This window comes from Paenibacillus hodogayensis (assembly GCF_039536325.1).
GTDB lineage: Bacteria > Bacillota > Bacilli > Paenibacillales > NBRC-103111 > Paenibacillus_AB > Paenibacillus_AB hodogayensis.
Window position 1 is genome coordinate 215863 of the sequence record NZ_BAAAYO010000010.1, and the last position, 19808, is coordinate 235670.

The following is a 19808-nucleotide window of genomic DNA, read 5'->3' on the forward strand; positions in this document are numbered from 1 at the left end:
TGTCTAAATTCGTACCTTCATTATAGCAAATCTTGTCGGCTTTATGTTATCCCGCCGCGCTTTTACGCCTTTTCGGCCCGCTTGACGAAGGCGGGACAGGCGCGAGTGCCCGGGTAAAGCGATTGCAAACATGGTAGTATAGAAAGAAGAATACCGTTTGCGGAGGAACAGGAGGGATTATCGATGGATTACGTGAGGGATTATGCGATGTATGCGGCCATTTTCGGCATTTTTGGGTTCAGCTGGTTTGGCTGGGCACAGGAAAATCCGCGAGCCAGCTGGCGCAAATGGCTCGGAATCGCATCTGCGGCTCCCTTTCTGGTCGGCTTGGCCGGCATTTATTGGAGCGTGACGCATTGGCACGAGCGCACCGCTCTGGCGGAGGCAGGCGCCTTTCGGGCCTATCTCACGTTCGTATTCGCCGAGGTTCTTCTGGCGGCGGTCGGCGCTTTCCTATTCATTCGCTTCAAACGCAAGGACTACATAGCTCCGTGGATTGCCTTTATTGTCGGCGTTCATTTTTTCTGGCTGAAATCCGTGTTCCAGGACACGAGCCTGTATGCGCTGGCGATTTTGCTTATCGGGGTTTCCGTTCTATCCCCCATCGCGGCCAAAAAATGGCAGGTAGCCAACAGCGCTATCACCGGCATCGGGGCAGGTACGGTTCTGTTCGGCTTTGCGATATCGGGAGCGGTTCGTTTCCTGCTGGCCCAAGCGCAGTAGGCCTAGACGACGGCATCAGCCCGCGCGACCGGAAGTAAAGCCTGCGAACCGAAACGGTCGGCTGCCTTCAGGTCATTGTTGAGCTTGCGTACTCGGCGCCGCTGATTGCGCCTGCAAGCAGTACAGCGCGCGACCAACGAGCAAGCGTATACACGATAAAAGCGCAAGCGACAAGGAGCGTACCACAGAAACACACACCGCCGAGGGCGGCGCAGGCGCAAGCTCCTGTGCCCATCGCCGGTCCTGACTGCGATTGGCGCGGACATACGTAGAAAACGCTCCTCTTACCGCCTCAGGGCGGTTCGGGGAGCGTCTTTGTTTTGTTTCCTGCTTTTACGAGCATAAGAATACCCGCTGTCCCTACTTACACTCTTCGGCATCCGCTCACTGCGGATCGGCAGCGGTACGGAATCGCGGATGCTTCAATGCGCGCTTACGTAGTTTCCCCGCCGTCGGCTTCCCAGCGCGCGACCTCTTCTCGCACCCGCGGCGCCACCTCGGTGCCCAGCAGTTCGATCGCCTTCATCACGTCCTCGTGCGGCATCGTGCCGAGCGGAACGTGAAGCATGAAGCGGGTAATGCCCACCTTTTGGCGCAGATGGACGATTTTCGCAGCAACCGTCTGCGGATCGCCTACATACAGCGCCCCCTCCAGGCTTCTCGCCGCATCGTAGGTCGCCCGGCTATAGTGCCCCCAGCCCCGTTCGCGTCCGATCGCATTCATGCGGTCCTGGGTGGACGGGAAAAACTTGTCGGCGGCGGCCTGACCGTCCTCCCCGATAAAGCCGTGCGAATGCGATGCGACCGGCAAACGAGAAGGGTCGTGTCCCGCGCGGGCCGCGGCTTTTTTGTACAACTGCACCAGCGGCGCGAACTGCTCCGGACGACCGCCGATAATCGCCAGAACGAGCGGCAGTCCGAGCGCTCCCGCGCGGATGACCGACTCCGAGTTGCCTCCGCTGCCGATCCATACCGGCAACGGATTTTGCACGGGCCGGGGGTAGACACCCAAATCACGAATGGCCGGCCGGTGACCGCCTCTCCACGTCACCTTCTCGGATTCGCGTATGCGCAGCAGCAGCTCGAGATTTTCCTCGAACAGCTCGTCGTAGTCATTCAGATCGTAGCCGAACAGCGGGAACGATTCGATAAACGAACCCCGCCCGGCCATAATCTCCGCTCTTCCGTTCGAGATGCCGTCCAAAGTCGCAAAATCCTGAAACACCCGTACCGGATCGGCCGAGGATAGCACCGTCACGGCGCTCGTCAGCCTGATCCGCTTCGTCTGCGGGGCGGCGGCCGCCAGAACGACGGCGGGAGACGATGCCGCATAATCCTCGCGATGATGCTCCCCCACGCCATATACGTCCAGCCCTACTTGGTCGGCCAGTATGATTTCCTCAACGACCTCGCGCAGGCGCTGCGCATGACTCATCACCTCGCCTGTCCGCACATCCGGCGACGTCTCTACAAACGTGCTGATGCCGATCTCCATGGCAACTCCTCCTACCCTTAATGGGATATGTCCGGCAGCCGGCATGCCCGCTCCCGATAAACCATGCATGCTCTATATCCGTTGAACGGAACGGCGTCACGCTCGTTACCTCTCAAGCTCAACTTCTATAGTTTGAACCTGCTCAGCGTTTTTTTCAAGTCGAACCGTCCAGGCGGGCACAGGAAACCCCGGCTATCGCCGAAAACGACGGAGAGGAGCCCGCCGCCAGGCAAGCTCCTCTCCGTTCGCTTCATCCGTTTCTACGCTGCCCATGCTGCGCAGCCGGCCGACCGGGACAGCCCGGCGGCCGCCTCAACGGAACCGGCCCTTTACGGCTGCACGCTCCGGACGACGGAGCCGACCTGCGGCACGCCGACGACCGCCTCGTGCTCCCGGCCGTCGTCCGCAAGCGGGATGTACGTCCCGCCGGAGGATGTCTGCCCGACCGGGCGGCCGTCCAGCGTTACCGGGCGGGGCTCTGCGGAATTCGCCGCTCCATCGCGCTCGGTATGCACGACAATCCGGTAGACGGCGCTGCCGAAACGGTACCGCACCTCGAAGGAAGGCCAGTCGGCCGGAACCGCAGGCTGCACGAGCAGCTTGTCGGCTTCGCGACGCAGACCGAGAAGCCATTCGACGCCGGCCTGATACATCCAGCCCGAGGCGCCGGTATACCAGGTCCAGCCCGCCCGGCCCATAACCGGCTCGCGTGTGTAGACGTCCGCCGCTATGACGTACGGCTCCCCGGCGTAAACGCGCACGTCCGACGAGCTTCGCGCATGGTTGACCGGATTGAGCAGCTGGAACAGCTCGAACGCCTTGTCCCCTTCGCCCAGCTTGCTCCAGGCTACGATACTCCAGATTGCTCCGTGCGTATATTGCGCGCCGTTCTCGCGAATGCCGGGCGGATACCCCTGAATGTACCCCGGACTCGGGTCGGTGTTATCGAATGGCGGCGTCAGCAGCCGGGCCACCGCTACGTCGCGGTCGACCAGCTCGCGATCGAACGACTGCATCGCCCTTCGGGCCCGCTCGATCGGAGCCGCTTCGGAGATGGCCGACCATGACTGGGCGATCGCATCGATGCGGCATTCGCCGTTGCTTGTCGAGCCGAGCCACGTTCCTTCGTCGGTGAACGCGCGGCGGTACCATTCGCCGTCCCACGCATGCTCGTTCAGCGCCTGCGCGATCGAGCTTCTCCGTTCGCGGTAAGAGGCGGCGCGTTCTTCGTCCCCTTTGCGCGCGCACGTATCGGCGAACTTCTCCAGCACCTCGCACAAAAACCAGCCGAGCCAGACGCTTTCGCCCTTGCCCTTGTCGCCGACCGAGTTCATGCCGTCGTTCCAGTCGCCGATGCCCATAAGCGGGATGCCGTGCTCGCCGTAGCGCGAAGCGCGCTCGATTGCCCGGACACAATGCTCGTATACCGACGCCGAGCGAGGCGAGATGACGGTTTCCTCGTACCTTTCGTGCTCTTCGTCGGTAAGCTCGCCGCTCGTCAGAAATGGCGCAATCTCGTCCAGAATGGAGAGGTCGCCCGTATGGACGATATACCGGGATACCGCATACGGCAGCCACAGCAGATCGTCCGTGTAGCGCGTGCGAATGCCTCGTCCCGTCTCCTCGTGCCACCAATGCTGCACATCGCCCTCCTCGTACTGGTGCCCGGCGTGCAGCACGATTTGCCGTCTGGTCAGTGCGGGGGCGGTATGCAGCAGCGCCAGCGAATCCTGCAGCTGATCGCGGAAGCCGTAAGCCCCGCCGGCTTGGTAAAAAGCGGTCCTGGCCCACATTCGGCACGACAGCGCCTGATACAGCAGCCAGCCGTTCAGCATCAGATCCAGCTCGCGGCTTGGCGTGGACACCTCGATCTGACCGAGCGTATCCCGCCAAAACGCTGTCACCTCGGCCAGCGCCTGGTCGCAGCCGTCGCCGGTCCGGTAGCGGCCGACCAGTTCGCGCAGCGCCTCCTTGCTTTCCCCGGCGCCCAGCAGCACGTAGACGGTGCGCTTGCCGCGCGGAGGCAGCGTCAACTGCAGCCGGATCGCCCCGCAGCTGTCGGCGAATATGCCGTCCGTATCGGACAGCTTCGCCCGGCTCATGCCTTCCGGCTGCGCCAACGTGCCGGAGCGTCCGATGAATTCCGCACGATCGGCCGTATACGAAACGGCCTCCTCCGCATCGTCGGACCGATTCCGGTCATCACGCGCATGCATATGCAGAAACGCCAGCGAATCGCGGAAATGCTCTTGATACCCGTTGCGGGCAAACAGCGAGCCGCTTTCCGCATCCCATTCGGAAACGATGTACGACGCGCTTCCCGGCCTGCGCACGCCTAGCACCCAGTTGCAGTAATAGGCGACGGACAGGCTGCGCGGCGCGTCCCCTTCGTTCTCCAGCTCGAGCGCCACGTACTTGACCGGCTCGTCCTTATTGACGTAGATCGTCATTCGGTGGCGGATGCCACGCGTTTGCCGCGAGAAGCGGGAATAACCGAAGCCGTGATCGGCCTCGAACGCACCTTTGCCAAGCTCGGGAGACGGTGACGCCGACCAGACGCCTCCGCTCTCCTCGTCGTGGATGTATAGAGCTTCGCCAGGGGGATCGAGCACCGGATCGTTCGACCAAGGCGTCAGCTTGAATTCCCGGCTGTTGCGCCACCACGTATAACCCGTTCCGAGTTCGGTGACAAGGCAGCCGAAGTGCGGGTTGGCCATCACGTTGCTCCACGGTGCTGGCAAATATTTGCCGCCGCGCATAGCGATCCGGTATTCGCGCCCATCCTCGGCGAAGCCTCCCCAGCCGTTCGACAACTCCAGCGGTCCTGGATCGGGAGCCGGATCGGACTCCGCCTTGTAGCCGGAATGCGCCTCCTCTTCCTCCCTCAACGGCAGCAGCCGGTAATCCGCAGGCAAGCCTTCGATCGTCGGCAAGCTGTCGGCTTGGGGTGCTTCCCCGAGCGTATAGCGCCGCTTGCGCCGCTTCGGACGGGCAGCCAGTTGGGCCTTGAGGCTCGCTCCGTCCGCGCGCAGCGTCAGACGGGCGATGGCGGCCAGCAGATCGGCCTGCTCCGGCGAAAGCCGGTCGGCCATCAGCGGATAAATGCCCCCGCCGGCACCCGTTCCGCCCACAGTCTGCTCGATGGCGCGGCGCAGCTCGTCCAGAACGTCCTGGTAGTAGCCGCCGGCCTGCTCGATCAGGAAGACCAAATCGAAGCCGATCCCTTTGCCGCGCAAATAGGAGCGTCCGACCAGCATCTTCCGGGCGAAAGGCATTTGCGATTTGTCCTGGATCTTGACGAGCGCGACCGGCAAATCCCCCGATATGCCCAAGGGCCACAAACCCGGCTGGCCGGAGCGGTTGGCGGCAATGGCCCGCTCCCGCTCCTCCCGAAGAGGCGCCTGCATGAGCAGCCGGCCCGCCATCGCGTGATAGTCCGCCGCCTCCATGGCGGTCATATGCTGGTGGCGCAGGTCGATCCGGCTGTGCGTCCAGGCCAGTTGGAACGCCCGCTCCGCCTGACGCTCGCCGCACAGCCCGTCGGCGATGGCGAGCGCTTCCTCGCGGCTGTCCGCCGCTCCGGTCACTGCCAGCAGCCTGACGGTCTCGCCCGGCTGTATCGACACACGGCGGCGCATGACGAAGGCCGGATCGAGCACGGCGCCGACCGTGCCCGAAAGGCGGCACTCCAGGCTGGCCGGGCGGGCCAGCGTATGGCCGCGGCCGATAAACCGGGCGCGGTCCGTTTCATATTCGATCGGTCCGAGCGCCTCGCAGCCGATCGACAGCCGGCCTACGGCCCACTTCGTTTTTTCCCCGTCGGAGCGGGGACGCCGGTACGCCAGCAGACATTCCCGGTCTGCTTCGTATTCGGTCTGTACGAACAGCTTGCTGAAGGCCGGATGCGCTTCGTCTGCGGCCGGGGCGGACAGTGACAGCTCCACATAGGCGGTAATCTCGACGATCCGCGCTTCCGTTCCCGTATTCGTCAGGGAAAGCCGGCGAAGCTCGGCGTTCTGGTCGGGCGGCACGCAAATATCCAGCTCCGTCAGCAGGCTTCCGTCGCGCCGGGAGAAGGTTGCCTTGTCCAGCGCAAATTGTGCGCGCTGCTCCTCCGCCGGCACGCGGCAAGGCTCGAACGTCGGCGACCAGATCTCGCCGGTGGAGACGTCGCGGATGTACAGGCAGCTGCCAGGCGTTTCCGCTACCGGGTCCTCATGCCAACGCGAGACGTTAACCGTTTCCCAACGGCTGTAGCCCGCCCCGCTGTCGGTAACGACGGTCGTAAACGCTCCGTTGGACAGCACGCACGCCTCGGGAGCTTCCGCCGGACCGGCAAATTCGCGAAGCGGAATCCGGGTGCCCATAAGTGGCTCCTTTGCCCGTTCGTAAGCCGGCTTCGCCGCATCCTTGATAATCGCCGGCCGCTCGGGGATGCGCTCCTGCAGCAGCAGTTCGGCCGCCTGTACGCGCTTGTCCGCATGGAACCGGTCGATCATCGTACGGGGCAGCAGCATATTGCCGAGCGTCAGCAGGCTCATGCCAAGATGATGGGCCATAAAGCTGCGGATGACGACATGTCCGCTGCCCGACGGCAGACGCTGCTCGGTGCAGTCGATCGCCTCGTAGAAGCCGTATGGACCCTTCGCTCCCATCTGCTCCATCCGCGCCAAAGAAGCAAGCGATTCTTTCGTCTCGAACGGCAGCGCCATAATCGCGGCGTAGGGAGCGAGCACCAGGTCGTTCTCGAGGCCGCGCTGGAAGCCGAGGCCGGGTACGCCGAACGCCCGGTACTGGTAATTCATCTGGTAATCGTAAGCGTGGTAACCCGATTCGGAAATGCCGAACGGGACACCGCGCTGCCGGCCGTATTCGATCTGCCGGCGTACGACTCCCCGGTACGTCGCATCCCACACCGTATTGCGGTATGTGCGCATCAACAGCGACGGCATTAAATATTCGAACATCGTCCCCGACCACGACAATAGCGTCGGCCGGCCCCCGGAACGGGCCATCGCGCGCCCCAGACGGAACCAGTGCGAGACAGGAGCCTGCCCGAAGGCGATAGCCAGAAAGCTCGCCTGTCTGGCCTCGGAGGCCAGCAGGTCGTACAAGATCGTTTCGCGGCGGTCAAGCGCCGCTTGGTAGCCGAGCGAGAACAGCTCGGACTCTTCGTCGTAGAGAGGACGGAAATCGGTCCCTCGCACGATCGCTTCGATGCGCTCGGCGAGCCTTCCGGCACGCTCCCTAACGGATGCGCCATGCTGCTCTTCGTCCCGTGCGCCCCATTCCAGAACGCCTTGGGTCAGCGCGATCAGGTAGGCGACGAAATTGCCGGAATCAACTGTAGATACATAGAGCGGCGGCAAAGGCCGGAGCGATTCGGTATCGTACCAGTTGTATAAATGTCCGTTCCATTTCTCCATCCGCTCGATCGTGCCGACCGTCCGCTCGACGCGCTCCAGCAAGCCCGGCGTGTCGATAAAGCCGAAATCGCGTGCTGCCACTGCACAAACGAGTCCAAGCCCGATATTCGTCGGCGACGTCCGATGCGCCACTCCGTTCGGAGGCTCCAGCTGCACATTGTCCGGTGGCAGCCAATTGTCGCCTTCGACGGCGAAATCTTCGTAATAAGCCCATATTTGCGCGGCCAGCTCGTGCAGCCGTTCCCGCTCCCCGGCGGTTATGCCTTCTTCGGCACGCACTTTCGGAGGGCTGTTGAGCCATTGTACGGCCAGCGGCGCAAGCAGCCACAATACCGCAATCGCAAGTCCGAAAGCCCGCAAGGCAGGCGGCTGGGCTGCAAAGGCGCAGGCGGCGAACGCCAAGACCAGTATCCGGCCGCCCCACGCCCCCATCATCGCGGAACGCGAAGCGACCCGGCTGCGGCGCTCGACCTCCGCCGAACTGGTCCATTCCAGCAGCCGCTTCTTGCTGACGCCGACCCGGAACAACGTACGGACGATCGCATCCGCCATCACGGCGGCCTGGTACGGCAGCACGATAAATTGCGTTAACGACTGACCCGCCGCCGCCAGCAGCGCCGCCGGGTTGCGCATCAGGTAACGCGGGGCGAGCAGGCTGCGGACGATGCCGAGCATCAGCGTCAGCAATCCGGCGGCGAACAGCAGCCAACCGGCTCCGCCGGACATCAGCAGGCTGGCGGCGAATAACAGGTACAAGCCCGGCTGCACCAGGCTGCGTCTCATGTTGTCGGCGATTTGCCAGCGGGTCAGCACCGACAGATCAACCGGCTGGGATTGGCCGCAGCGGTCCGACACGCGCGGAGCCAACCAGCACAGCAGCTGCCAATCGCCGCGCACCCAACGGTGCTGCCGCTGCTGGTAAGAATAGAACGTGGCCGGATGCCCGTCCACGACTTCGATGTCGGTCAGCAAACCGCCGCGCAGGAAGCCTCCCTCCAGCAAATCGTGGCTCAGCACGCGGTTATCCGGAATGCGGTCGTTCAGCACTTGCCGGAAGGCAGTGACGTCAAACAGTCCTTTTCCGGTAAAAATACCTTGTCCGAACGCGTTCTGGTAAGGGTCGGACATCGCGAACGCATAAGGGTCGATGCCGGGCTTGGACGACCACAAACGGGCGAGCCGGGAAACGGTCACCGAATCGTAGCTGATGCCGACGCGGGGTTGGAGGACGCCGTAGCCTTCGGTTACACGCGTTGCGGCGGCGTTGAGACGGGCCCGGTTATACGGCAAATGCATCGTGGCCACCATGCGCCGGGCCGCTCCAATCGGCAGCTCCGTATCCGCGTCCAGCGTCAGCACATACCGGAAGGACGCCAGCCGCGAGCCGTCGCCAACGATATGAGCATAGCTCGTATCCGTTTTGCCGGAGAGCAGTTCCACAAACTCGACCAGCTTGCCGCGCTTGCGCTCCCATCCCATCCAGGTCCGCTCCGTTTCATTCCAACGACGGGAGCGCTGAAACAAATAAAACGGCCCCGTTCCCGTATCGGGATCCCCGTAAAGCGCGTTCAGCTCTTCGATCCGCTTCCGCGCCGCGGCGACGATCTCCTCGTCGGCCTCGGCGTGCTCCGAGACGGCGTCCGTAAAATCGCCCAGTAGTGCGAAACCCATATGCCGATCCGGACTGGACAAATAGTGCAGCTCCAGCCTGTCCGCCATTCGGACCGCATCGTCCGGCTTGGACCAGATGACCGGGATAACCGTTATCGTGGCGGCGTCCTCGGGAATGCCGCTCGCATAATCGTAGCGCAGCAGGGGACGACGTATAAAAAGACGCTCCAGGCAGCTGTGTACGGCGGTAACCGTCCATTCGCTGGCCGGAAGCGCGAGCAGCAGCCCCGCGGCAATCCACGCTCCTGCGCCGGGCAATCCGCCGTTGGCGGCGGCCGTCAGCCAAAGCGCCAAGGCGAGAAAAGCCGCGAATAGCGCCGTCATCGCCGCCAGGTAAGGCCCCGGCTGCGGGTATGGAACCATCCGGCCGAACAAACGCTTCGGCTGGCCGCACTCGCGCAGCGATTCGCGCAGCAGGCCCCTGCCTTTGGATTCGAGCAAATAGTAAGCGGCGTATGCCGACCGCGGCGGCAGCCCCCCCTCCGGCTCCGTGCCGGCGCTGCGGGTTTCCTCAGCTGCGGGAGCCTCCGACGGGCGCTCGGCTGCATAGAAGCGGCGGTCGGCCAAGGCGACAGCTTGCCTGGCGACGACATTTTCCGGCATCCCATAGCGCTGAGCGAGCCGCTCCACCTGCTCCCGAAGCGTAGCGCGGCTTCTTTCGTCCATTCGCGCATACATTCCGGCCCGCTCCTCGCCCAATGTTCGCTCCACCACGCTGAGCCGTTCGAACAGCGAATCCCAGCGGGTTCGCGACATGGCGCGCAGCGAACGGATCAGATTGCCCGCCGTCCATTCGTAGGACGCCTGCAGCTGATGCTCGTATACGAGAAGCCGGTTAAAATCCTCCGCTCCGTTATCCAGCTTGCACAGCAGCCAGTGGCGGACGTCGCCTAGCTCGTCCGCCCATTCGTTAAGCCGGCTAACCAGATGGACGACGACAGGACCGGCAAGCGGCACAAAATAGCCGGCCGCATCCAGCGCCTCCTTGATTTTGCCTGCATCGGGCTTGGCCCCTCCGTCCGCGAACGGCGCCAGCAGCTTGTCGACCTCATCGTACGCTTCCCTGCGCTCGCGGACCACTTCCATCAGCTCGGCCAGCCCGGCGATCATCGAGACGCGCAGCAGAACCGGCAGCGCGGCAACTTCCGCGACCGAAAGAACGGCTACCTCCTGATAAGCGTGAACGAAACGCTCGAACGAATGGACGTCCAGTTCTCCACCGACGCGCTTCACGTATTCGCCGCACAGCGCTTTCGCCCGCGGCTCGTTTCCCGGCCGCAGCCGGGCCAAGCCGCCGGCCGTCAGCCCGGCCAGTTCCTCGCGGACGGCAAACGCTTCGGCCTCGATAAAATCGGCATGATCCAGCAGCCAATGCTCGGCCGGCTGCAAGGCGGAAGACTCCACTTGCTTGAGCCCGGCCGCGAAGGCACGCAGCATCTCCAGATGACGGCGAAGCGCCTTGCGAGTCGACGTAACGGACCCGTAGGCAGGTTTGCCGGGATGATGTATAAGAGCAAGTTCGCGGGCTTGCTGCTCCAGTTGCTCGACCGTAGAAATCATGAGTCCCCCTCAATCCGCTAGATGATAAACCTTGACCTGAGTAATATTCCCAATTATCGGCAAAATATAAGAAAAGCTTTTTTTCGTCGAAAAAAGGCCACCGGTCCCTTTGCTGAGTAAGGGGATTGGCCTTCTCATCATTATCAATCAAACTGTGACTTGGAACTTCCCTTGCGAGAGCGTTCGCAAGAGCGGGGTTTGTTGAAAATTAATAGCTCCAAAGTGCTGATTTGCTAAGGCGAAGGCAGTGCTCCTTCGAGCATTACATGACGCCAAGGTCGGCCGTACGCGCCGAATTCGCTGAACCCGCTGAACCCGTTGAACCCGTTGAACCCGTTGAACCCGTCGAACCCGTCAAACCCGTCAAACCCGTCAAACCCGTCAAACCCGTCAAACCCGTCAAACCCGTCAAACCCGTCAAACCCGTCAAACCCGTCAAACCCGTCAAACCCGTCAAACCCGTCAAACCTCTCGATTTTATCGATTCCATCGAACCCATTGAATCTTTCGAACCCATTGATCCATCGAATCGATCTAACCCATTGGATCCATCCAATCGATCGAACCCATTGAATCTTTCGAAGCCGTTGGATCCATCGAATCCATTGAATCCAGCGAACCAACCGAACCCGCCTTCTCTGGCCACAGCGGCGGTCGTTACTCGGCGGTTGTTAGTGCCCAAAAGAGCATTAACAGCTCCAAAAGAGATCCAACTTGTGGAAATAGTGGTCTTTCGAGCACTACGCGCCGCGAAAAGCCACTAGACAGGGCGTTCTCGGCCTCTGCAGCGGTCGTTAGTGACAGAAAGAACATTAACAGCTCCCAGAGGGGGCCAATTTGCGGATATAGTGCTCTTTTGAGCACTACGCCCCGCCAAAAGCCGTCAGACGTGGCGTTCTCGGCCACAGCGGCGGTCGTTAGTGCTAGAAAGAGCATTAACAGCTCTCAGAGGGAGCCAATTTGCGGATATAGTGCTCTTTCGAGCACTACGAGCCGCCAAATGCCGCCAGACGGGGCGTTCCGGATGACGTAAAATAGTTTGTGTACCAAGTATTGGGCCTAGTCGGCACAAAAAAAGTAGGGTATCCTCGGGACTGCGACATCACCAAGGAGGAACCCTACTCGATAACTACTATACCCGAAAACCTGCTCTCTGATCTATTTGAAAATGTTGTCACTCAATTCGTAAAGGAAAACCTGGAGCCCATCATGAAGGCGGAAATGAAACACGTTTTTGACTCACTCCTGACCTAAGTAGTAACTCTTTCGAGCACTACGCCCCGCCAAAAGCCGCCAGACGTGGCGTTCCCGAACAAGCGGCAGTCGTTACTGCCAGAAAGAGCATAGCCAACTCCAAACGCCCTTTGCGAGTCGGAACGAAATAGCCGGTCCAAACGCCTCGTTAGCGCTCCGTTCGCCATCCGCTCCATTTGCATGCAGTTATTTCCTCTCATCGTCACATAATCTGATACGATATAGCTCTTTTTATTGCTTTTTGGAGTATTTTCCGTATAAATCGTCTCAATATGCTATAGTATGGGATAAACCACTCTGCAAACGCATTCATTTCGAGTAAGGAGCAGATCCGCCATGCACTTGTCCAAAGCCGCGGAACGAAACGCCCCCTTTCCGAGCGGCCGCGCTTTTTTCGCCAAGCTGTTCGTATCGATGATCTGCATCGGCATCGTTCCACATCTGCTGATGAGCATCGTCGCCTACTACAACGCCTCGACCGCCTTTAGCAAACAATCCGCGCAAAATAGCATCCATTACCTGAACCAGACCATTACAGCGGTCGAGATCGTCGTCCGGCAAATTCTCGACAGCTCGCAGCAGCTGGTGTTGAATCGGGCTTTCCGCGATTTTGAAAATTTCCCCAACGGCATGTACTACGAAACGATCGAAGGGGGAATCGAGCCCCGCGATCTTGCGGGCAATTATTCGTATTTGATCCAAAAGCAGAGCGTGCGCGATAACGTCAAAACGTTCAAGCTGTCCAACGAGTTTGTCGATTCGGTATTTCTGTACGAAAGCGACAAGCGGACCGTGCTTGCGATGACGAGCGACAATTCCAGTATATCGACTCCGTTCGAGCAATTTTACGACAAGGACTGGGAGGAGCCGCTCCGGCAATCACTCATCTCCCCCGCTTTCATCGACACCCGGCTTGCCAGGCAATATGACGGAACGCAAAAAAACGTGCTGACCATCCTGATCCGCACGGAAACCAAAAACAACGCCATTATCGTCAACCTCGACGCGGCCAAGCTGTACAATCATGTCATGCGCTCGCTCAGCCGCTCGGACGAGCTGTATGTGGCCAACGGCGACGGCCGCATTCTGCTGGGCCGCGACGAATCGCTCGTTCACCGCGACATCCGCACGCTGTTCGCCCGTTTCGACGCACACATGGCCTCCCCGGGCTCGCTTCAGGACAAGTGGAAGGGCGAGACGGTTCAAGCTTCGTTCGCCAAATCCGCCGTGCTGGGGTGGTGGTTTATTCATGCGACCGACCTCGGCAAGGTGCTCGACTCACTGACGTATTTGAAGCGCAATATTATGTACTCTGCCGCCCTGCTTGTCGCGATCGCGGTTCTCGTAGCCGTGCTGTCGTCCAACCGGCTGTATCGCCCGTTTTCGTTCGCCTTGACCGAACGCAATTATTTCCGCGACAAGCTGGAGGAAAGCCTCCCTTACTATCGCGAGCGATTTAAGCTGTCCTTGCTGCGGCCGAACGGCTATACGCCCGAAGACATCGCGGACAAGGTCGAGCAGCTGCAGGCCGGCGTGCCGCTTACCGGTCTGCGCATCCTCCTGATCGCCTGCGAGCCGCCCGACGAAGGCTCCGGAGGACAAGCCGAAGGCTACGTCCATATGCTCCGCTTGATGGAGGCGCTATCGTCCGCCGGAGCGCTAACCGGCACCGCCTTCGCCACCGTCGAGGTCGATACGGACAAGATCGCCGTTCTGGCGGGATGCGGCAGCGACCGTTCGCGCGCCTTTCCCGGCGAGATCGGACTCGCTCTGATCGAGGAATTGGAGCTTGCGCTCGGCATGCCGATCACCATCGGCGTAAGCCGTTACTGCGAGTCGGCAGCCGATCTGCCTAGGGCTTACGAGGAGGCCGAGGAAGCGTTGAAATACCGGATCGTTTGGGGAAGCGGCCAGATGATCTGGAGCGAAGACGTGGAGGCGGACCGGCAAAGCCGCCATTATACGATATCGGCGACCCAATCCGAGCTGCTGTGCGGCTACGTGAAATCCGGCCAGCCGGACAAAGCCGCAGCCGCTTACCGCGACATCGCCGACGATATCCGCCGCAACGGCAAGCTGCTGCACTACAACCAGATCGTCCCGCTGTTCGTCAGGCTGCTGAACGATATCATCGACGCCGCAGGCCAGACCGGCTTCGATATGCAAAGCTTTTTCAAGGACGCCAGTCCTTACCAAAGTCTCGTCGGTCAGCGTTCGTTGTCGGCCATCGACGGATGGTTCGAGACGTTCATCGCGGAATTGGGGGAAGCGATGCGGCAGGAGTTGAACTCCCATGCGCACGGACATGCCGGCCGCATCAAGCAGCTGCTCGACCGGGAATACGCCAACGACGTATCGCTGCAGACCGTATCCGACAGCCTCGGGCTCAGTCCCGCCTATGTCAGCCGGCTGTTCAAGCAGATGACCGGCCAATCGTTCGTGGACTATGTAACCGCGCTGCGCATCGAGAAAAGCAAGGAGCTGCTCCGGCAGCCGGAGCTGAAGATCAATGAAATCGGCAGGCGCGTCGGATATCCGAACGGCTACTACTTTACCCGCGTATTCAAGGAGCATGCCGGAGTCACGCCCGGAGTGTACCGCAAACTTCATCTCTGATCCGGCTAACGAAGCGCCGGCGCCCGCGGCTAGTGCATGTGTGCCAGAATGGCGGCTCCGCAAAGACGGCTGAGCCCAGAAACCCCAAAGGGTCCGCTCGTCTTTCGGGTCGGATGCGATTCCTGCTGCGGCCGTTTAAGGAATCCTCCGGCGGCGGACTAGCATTGGAGGATCGGGAGGACACGCCAGCCGCACTCTGCCGCCGCTTGAGCCTATGTCGCCCGGACGGCCGCGACTTACCGCCAAAACATGGCGTACACCGTATTTTTTTGCTTTTGACAAAAAAATGCGGCTTATTCGGAAATCGTATCGTTCCGGCAAAGTGCCGCCTGTGCTATGGTGAAGACCGGGTGAAGACGGTGCGCACCAGACACCTGAACAAGAGAATCCGATTTCGGGGAAAAGAGGGGTTTAAGCGTGAAGATTCCTTTGAAAACGATTGCACTTTGGATGACGGCCGCGTTAGCCTTGTCCGTTCTGCTGGCGGGCTGCTCGGGGGGCAGCAGCACGGCGCCGGCCGCCCAGCCGGAGCAAGGAGCGACAGCGCCGGCGGCGCTGCCGAAAGTTTACTTTTATTCCAATAACGGAACGCTGATGGGCACTTCCCCGCAGGGCAGCGACCCGCAGAAGCTGAAGAAGATGCAGGAGCTGGTCCGGCAAAAGGTCGGCATCGATCCGATCGCCATCATCCCGCCCAAAGGCGCGGACAAAGACAAGCTGAACCTGCTGCTGTCCTCCTCCGAGTCGATCGACACGTTCCTCGGCTCTTGGGACGAGTACGCGCCCAAAAACATGATCGTCCCGCTCAACGAGCTGCTGGACAAATACGGGCAGAACCTGAAGAAAGTATTCACTCCCGAGGAATGGCGAAGCGTAACCGACAAGGACGGCAAAATATGGGGCATTCCCGGCTCCCGCGCTTACGTCGCCTACCCGATCTACGTCCGCGGCGATTGGCTGAAAAAGCTCGGGCTGCAAATGCCCAAAAATCTGGACGAATTGGAGGCGGTCTTGAAAGCGTTTAAAGAACGCGATCCGGACGGCAACGGAAAAGCGGATACGATCCCGCTCGCCACCGATCTGTCGGGCTTGCGCTATGCCATTCTCGGCGGTTTTATCGATAATGAAAGCGGATACAGCAATTACCTCGATCCCGCAGACAAGAAATTGAAGCCGATCGAGCTGCATCCCGGCTACAAAGATTTTTTGGCCAAAATGGCCGACTGGTACAAAAACGGCTATATCGACAAGGAAGCCTTCACGAAGGACGACGCGCCGGAGCTGCTCAAGACGAATCGGGTAGGCGTTACGGCGAAATGGTACAGCCGCGTCACGCTGAATCAGCCGAAGCTCACGCCGTCGTTCCCGGAGATGGACCACCAGATCGCCAAAGGCATTACCGGCCCGAAGGGCAAGCTGCAGACGTCCACCGCCTTCAGCTCCTATGCGATTCTCATATCGCGGAAAGCCGCCAATCCGGAGGCGGTTATCAAATTCTACGACTGGAACTATGCGGATATCAGCAACTGGATGACGGCTATCCGCGGCGTTGAGGGCGAGGATTGGAAATGGACGGACCGCTCCAAGCTCGTCTACGAGCTGACCAAGTCCGACCAGCCGTACGGCTCGGAATTCGCCATGGCGAACCTGGTGGACCTGAACAACAACGTATCGACGTTTTCTCCGGAGACGGCGATGATGACCGACTATTTCAATACCGAAATGTTCAAGTTCGAGAATGCCAAACGGCCGCTTGATTCCGGGTTCATTTATGACCGGAAGGAGCTGGCCGAGAAGGTTCCGAATGCGGGCGACATTACCCGCCTGATCAACGAGGAGACGGTCAAGTTCATCATGGGCGCGCGCCCGCTGGCCGAGTACGACAAGTTTGTCGACGAGCTTCAGAAGGCCGGGCTCGGCAAATGGATCGACGAAATGACGCGCCAATACAACGGCTTCGTCGCCAAAAAATAATTTCGCCGGGAGCGCAAGCGCTCCCTACTATACTCCAGGGAGGCGACTTCTAGCTTGGATATGGAGCAGGCGCAGGCGGTACGAACGGTACGTCCCGCGGCGCGGAAACGCTCGCCGCTTTGGAACCGAATCCGGCTGCACAAATTTTATTACTGGCTTATTTTACCCGGCTTGCTGTACTTTCTGATCTTCGACTATTTGCCTATGTTCGGCGTTATCATCGCCTTCAAGGACGTGGCCCCGTTCGAGGGCATTCACGGGATTTTGCACGGCGAATGGGTCGGCTTGAAGCATTTCCGGCGGTTTTTCGATTCGTATTATTTCTGGAACGTGCTCGGCAACACGGTGATCATCAGCTTCTACAAGCTGCTGTTCGGCTTTCCCGCGCCGATACTGCTCGCTCTGATGATCAACGAGGCGCGTACGCGCTGGTTCCGCAAAACCGTGCAGACGATCTCGTATTTGCCCCATTTCATCTCGATGGTGGTCGTCTCAGGACTGGTCATGCATCTGCTGACGACCAACGGAGGGCTTGTCAATGAAATCGTTCGCCTGTTCGGCGGGGAGCCGGTCAACTTTCTCGGGGACGCCCATTACTTCCGGAGCATTCTCGTCATCGCCCACATCTGGCAGGGCGTCGGCTGGGGGAGCATCCTGTACTTGGCCGCCATGACCGGCATCGACCCGCAGCTGTATGAGGCGGCCGTCATCGACGGGGCTGGCAAGCGGCGTCAAATCTGGCACATTACGCTGCCAGGCATCGTACCCGTCATGGTCATTCTGCTTATTTTCAATATCGGCGGCTTGCTGAACGCCGGCTTCGAGCAGATCATGCTGCTCTACTCGCCCTCCGTCTATCAGGTCGGCGACATTATCGATACCTACGTCTACCGCGAAGGCTTGATCCAGATGCAATATTCGTACGCGGCTGCGGTCGGCATTTTCAAAAACGTGCTGGCTATGTGCCTGATCGTAGGCGCCAACTGGATCGCCCGGCGGCTGAACCAGACCGGCATATGGTAAGGAGGAACGCGTCATGCATCCCTATGCCCGCACGAAAAGCGAAACCGTATTCCATGCGGTGAACGCCGTCCTGCTCGTCGTTGTCAGCCTGGCGTTCCTGATCCCGTTCCTGATGGTGCTCTCCACCTCGTTCGTCAGCGAAGCCGAATCGGCAAGACGGGGCGCATTCATTCTCGTTCCGCAAACGTTCGACCTGTCCGCCTACAAGCTGATTTTCAGCAAGTCGTCGGCGCTGCTCGGCGCCTACCAGGTGACGCTGTTTCGCGTCGCAGTCGGCACGACGCTCAACTTGGTTGTAACCGCCATGCTCGCCTACGGGCTGGCCAAGCGGACGCTGCCCGGCCGCAACGGAATCGTCACGTTCATCTTCGTTACGATGATTTTCAGCGGCGGGCTGGTCCCGTCCTTCATGCTGATCGACGCCATGGGCCTGCGCAACTCCGTCTGGGTGCTCGTGCTGCCCGGTCTCGTAAGCGCGTGGAACATGTTCATCATGCGCACATTTTTTCTCAACATTCCCCCGGAGCTGGAGGAATCGGCCGTCGTGGACGGAGCCAATGCGTTTACGATTTTGTGGCGGATCATCCTGCCCGTATCACTGCCGTCGTTTGCCACGATCGGGCTGTTCTACGCCGTCGGTCATTGGAACGCCTGGTTCGATGCGGCCATCTATATCGACGACCAAGCGAAGATGCCGGTCCAGATGGTCATGCGCAACATCCTGCTGAGCGGCCTGATGGCCCAATCGGATATGCCGCACGACCAGCTCGTCGAGGCGCTGCCTCCGCCGCAAACGCTCAAGTCCGCGGTTATTATCGTATGCACGCTGCCCATCGTGGTCGTGTATCCGTTTATTCAAAAATATTTCGTCAAAGGGGCGATGATCGGGTCGGTCAAAGGCTGAACCGATCCGATCGAAAGGAGACGGCTTACTATGAGCGCCATTCGCATTATCGGGCATACCGTTTTGTACAAAGACAAACAGTACAACAGCTTTCCGAGCGTCGTCAAACTGAACGACGGCTCCTTCCTGCTCGGCTTCCGCCAAGCGCCGGAACGTCAGGACGCATATGGCTCCGTCACCCATGTCGACACCTCCTCCAAGGCGGTTACCATTTCAACTCGCGACGGGGTGTCGTGGAGCGGGACGGCCGACATTCTGTGGGACGACTTCTTCTACGGCGTCCAGGACCCGTTCCTGAACGTGCTTGGCGACGGCAGCCTGTTCGCCACCTGCTTCATGTGGAAAGTGTACGAGCGGGACGAGGCGCCGAGCCGCGATTCCGGCATGTGGCACAACGTGCTCGGCCATTGGGCGGCGCGCAACGTAGGCTGCTATACGCTGCGCTCGGCCGACGGGGGACGGACGTGGGATCGTCCGATCGCCGTGTCGATTCCCGATATGGCGCTGCGCGGCAATTGTCTGGAGACCGACGACGGCGCGATTCTCGCCCCGCTATACGGAGAAGAGGACGGCACGTCCAATGTGGTGATCGGCCGCACCGCCGACCGCGGTCTGACGTGGACGCGGCTGGCGACGATTCCGGGCATGGACGGTCATCATTTTCACGAGCCGACCCTGTACAGGGCTCCGTCCGGCAAGCTGATTCTGTTTACCCGCAGCCGGAAGAAGGTCGCGTCCGCAAACGAGGAGAAGACGAGATCGCCGCTGTACACGGCCGAATCGCTGGACGGGGGACATACCTGGAGCGAGCCTCGCCGGCACGATATTTATTCGCCGAGCCCGTTCCATCTGCTGCCCCTGCGGGACGGCCGCGTCCTGCTGACGTACGGCTACCGGTACGAGCCTTACGGCATCCGGGCCATCGCGCTCGATGCAGAATGCGCGGATCTGGGTACCGCTGCGGAGACGGTTCTTCGCGAAGACGGCCCCGGCGTGGATATCGGCTATACGAGCTCCGTCCAGCTGGACGACGGCCGCGTCCTCGTAACCTATTACTATTACGACGAGATTGATCGGCTCCGGCATATTGCGGGGACATACCTTGAAATAGTACAAAGTCAGAGCTAATTCTGTGTATTCCTGGAGGCTTGATCCCTTGGGG

The 19808-nt window shown here is 60.5% G+C and carries 9 protein-coding genes; 6 read left to right on the plus strand and 3 right to left on the minus strand.

Going from position 1 to position 19808, the window contains the following annotated elements; all coding sequences use genetic code 11:
* The first annotated feature begins 183 nt into the window (after positions 1-183).
* On the plus strand, positions 184-723 hold the full coding sequence (locus ABD796_RS20135) for a hypothetical protein (RefSeq protein ID WP_344910998.1): 540 nt from the start codon (positions 184-186) through the stop codon (positions 721-723).
* 433 nt (positions 724-1156) lie between these two features.
* Here ABD796_RS20135 and ABD796_RS20140 read toward each other — a convergent pair whose 3' ends face one another.
* The 3 genes from ABD796_RS20140 to ABD796_RS20150 form a co-directional block, all read right to left on the minus strand.
* Positions 1157-2218: an LLM class flavin-dependent oxidoreductase gene (locus ABD796_RS20140; protein WP_344911000.1), complete on the minus strand. Its 1062-nt coding sequence runs from the start codon at positions 2216-2218 to the stop codon at positions 1157-1159.
* Between the two features lie 329 nt (positions 2219-2547).
* Complete coding sequence (locus ABD796_RS20145; protein ID WP_344911002.1) at positions 2548-10875, minus strand: glycoside hydrolase family 94 protein; 8328 nt, start codon at positions 10873-10875, stop codon at positions 2548-2550.
* A 233-nt stretch (positions 10876-11108) separates the two neighbouring features.
* Entirely contained in the window at positions 11109-11498 is a 390-nt protein-coding gene (locus ABD796_RS20150; protein ID WP_344911004.1) for a hypothetical protein, read from the minus strand.
* A gap of 967 nt (positions 11499-12465) precedes the next feature.
* On the opposite strand from ABD796_RS20150, the gene ABD796_RS20155 reads away from it, so the two are divergent.
* The 5 genes from ABD796_RS20155 (at position 12466) to ABD796_RS20175 (ending at position 19774) form a co-directional block, all read left to right on the plus strand.
* On the plus strand, positions 12466-14745 hold the full coding sequence (locus ABD796_RS20155; protein ID WP_344911006.1) for a helix-turn-helix domain-containing protein: 2280 nt from the start codon (positions 12466-12468) through the stop codon (positions 14743-14745).
* Positions 14746-15162: 417 nt separating this feature from the next.
* Positions 15163-16719, plus strand: a complete 1557-nt coding sequence (locus ABD796_RS20160; RefSeq protein ID WP_344911008.1) for a type 2 periplasmic-binding domain-containing protein — start codon at positions 15163-15165, stop codon at positions 16717-16719.
* A 60-nt stretch (positions 16720-16779) separates the two neighbouring features.
* Positions 16780-17742 (plus strand): ABC transporter permease, encoded by a 963-nt coding sequence (locus ABD796_RS20165; RefSeq protein ID WP_344912898.1) that lies wholly within the window; start codon positions 16780-16782, stop codon positions 17740-17742.
* A gap of 13 nt (positions 17743-17755) precedes the next feature.
* Positions 17756-18646, plus strand: a complete 891-nt coding sequence (locus ABD796_RS20170) for a carbohydrate ABC transporter permease (RefSeq protein ID WP_344911011.1) — start codon at positions 17756-17758, stop codon at positions 18644-18646.
* A gap of 30 nt (positions 18647-18676) precedes the next feature.
* The gene (locus tag ABD796_RS20175) at positions 18677-19774 is read left to right on the plus strand and encodes an exo-alpha-sialidase (RefSeq protein WP_344911013.1); all 1098 of its coding nucleotides are present in this window, start codon (positions 18677-18679) and stop codon (positions 19772-19774) included.
* The last annotated feature ends 34 nt before the right edge of the window (positions 19775-19808 follow it).